Origin of the sequence: Fibrobacter sp. UWT3 (genome assembly GCF_900230125.1) — a bacterium.
Lineage (GTDB): Bacteria > Fibrobacterota > Fibrobacteria > Fibrobacterales > Fibrobacteraceae > Fibrobacter.
The window spans coordinates 1-2500 of the sequence record NZ_OCSS01000004.1 but is presented as its reverse complement, the minus strand read 5'-3'; the positions used below and the strand labels follow the sequence as shown (position 1 = coordinate 2500).

Sequence of the window (2500 nt, the reverse complement as noted above, 5' to 3'; positions counted from 1 at the left end):
AAGCCACGATAGTCCGGTACGAGGCGCAAAGGGCCTTTGACTGCCGGGAATCCGAATGGGGAAACCCACGCGCAAGCGTACCCACCGGCCGAATACATAGGCCGGAGGGGGCAAACCCGGGGAACTGAAACATCTCAGTACCCGGAGGAAAAGAAATCAACCGAGATTCCCTTAGTAGTGGTGAGCGAAAGGGGAGCAGCCCAGCCGATACATGATTCCTGGAACGAGAGCGAAGCGGGATGGAAAGCCCCCCACAGCAGGTGACAGGCCTGTAGCGATCGTGAACGGAACATGCGGCGAAGAGTAGGGCGGGACACGTGAAATCCTGCCTGAAGACGGGGGGACCACCCTCCAAGGCTAAATACGAGCAGATGACCGATAGTGCACAGTACCGTGAGGGAAAGGTGAAAAGCACCCCGAGAGGGGAGTGAAATAGCGCCTGAAACCGCGTGCATACATTCTGTCGGAGGAGGGATTTATCTCTCTGACGGCGTGCCTTTTGTTTAATGAGCCAGCGAGTTGCTCGTGTACGGCAAGGTTAAGGGCCTCAGGTCCGGAGCCGAAGCGAAAGCGAGTCTCAACTGGGCGACCAGTCGTACACGGCAGACACGAAGCCTTAGTGATCTACCCATGACCAGGCTGAAGCGGAAGTAACATTCCGTGGAGGGCCGAACCGATATACATTGAAACGTGTCCGGATGAGTTGTGGTAGGAGCGAAAGACCAATCAAACTGGGCGATAGCTTGTTCTCCTCGAAACATATTTAGGTATGGCGTCATGTTACTTTCACGGGGGTAGAGCACTGGCAGGACTAGGGGCACACCCGCTTACCAAACCCTATCAAACTCCGAATACCGTGAACAGGATGCATGGCAGACAGCCCGCGGGTGATAAGATCAGCGGACGAAAGGGAAACAACCCGGACCATCGACTAAGCGTCCCCAAGTATGTGTTAAGTGGGAAAGGATGTGGGGTTGCACAGACAGCCAGGAGGTTAGCTTAGAAGCAGCTATCCTTTAAAGAAAGCGTAATAGCTCACTGGTCAAGCGACCCCGCGCCGAAAATGATCGGGACTAAACACATCACCGAAGTCGTGGACTCGCAGCAATGCGAGTGGTAGAGGAGCGTTCCGCAGGCCTGGGAAGGCGGGTGGCGATGCCCGCTGGAGGTACCGGAAACGAGAATGCTGGCATGAGTATGCGAAAATGCGGGTGAAAAACCCGCACACCGTAAGTCCAAGGTTTCCTGGGCAAGGATAATCCTCCCAGGGTGAGTCGGGATCTAAGACGAGGCCGAGAGGCGTAGCCGATGACGACCCGGTTAATATTCCGGGACCGCGCGGAAGGCGTCATCACCGACGGGGTGACGCATGGGACAGTGCGTAGCTGCTGATGGATGCAGCGGAAGGAGTGCAAGGCTCCGGGCGGCAAATCCCCCCGGTACATGCCCCAGGCTCCGGACCCCGCGAAGGCTTCGGCCGGAGCGGGAGTCGCATGGGCCCGTGCCAGGAAAAACCCCTAAGGGAGCCGACGCGCGCCCGTACCGTAAACCGACACAGGTGGACGAGGCGAATAGCCTAAGGTGCTCGAGACAACTCGGGAGAAGGAACTCGGCAAATTAACCCCGTAACTTCGGATAAGGGGAGCCCTCCACGGTCAGCGTGAACAGCGCGAAGCCACGGAGGGTCGCAGGGAAACGGCAGAAGCGACTGTTTACCAAAAACACAGGCCATGCTAACACGCAAGTGGACGTATATGGTCTGACACGTGCCCGGTGCCGGAAGGTTAACAGGAGGGTCAGCGCAAGCGAAGCCCTGAATCGAAGCCCCGGTAAACGGCGGCCGTAACTATAACGGTCCTAAGGTAGCGAAATTCCTTGTCGGGTAAGTTCCGACCTGCACGAATCGTGTAACGACTTCTGCACTGTCTCCTCCCGGGACTCGGCGAAATTGCAGTGCCGGTGAAGATGCCGGCAACCCGCACCTGGACGGAAAGACCCCATGAACCTTCACTGTATTTTGGCACTGGTTTTAGGACTGGCATGTGTAGGATAGGTGGGAGGCTATGAAGCGGCGACGCCAGTCGTCGTGGAGCCGCCCTTGAAATACCACCCTTGCCCGTTTTGAGATCTAACCTCGTCCCGTCATCCGGGACAGGGACCATGCCTGATGGTCAGTTGACTGGGGCGGTCGCCTCCTAAAAGGTAACGGAGGCATCCAACGGTTCCCTCAGCGCGTCGGCAATCGCGCGCAGAGCATAAAGGCATAAGGGAGCTTGACTGCGAGGCGGACACGCCGAGCAGGTACGAAAGTAGGGCTTAGTGATCCGCGGTTTAGCGTGGAATTGCCGTTGCTCAATGGATAAAAGGTACTCTGGGGATAACAGGCTGATCTCCCCCAAGCGTCCATAGCGACGGGGAGGTTTGGCACCTCGATGTCGGCTCGTCGCATCCTGGGGCTGGAGAAGGTCCCAAGGGTTTGGCTGTTCGCCAATTAAAGCGG

At 57.4% G+C, this 2500-nt stretch carries 1 rRNA gene (cut by a window edge); it reads left to right on the top strand.

Annotation, left to right across the window (positions count from 1 at the left end):
* Positions 1–2500: ribosomal RNA gene (locus CRO08_RS15570) — 23S ribosomal RNA — on the top strand; its annotated part reaches 62 nt to the left of the window's first position; the annotation flags it as partial.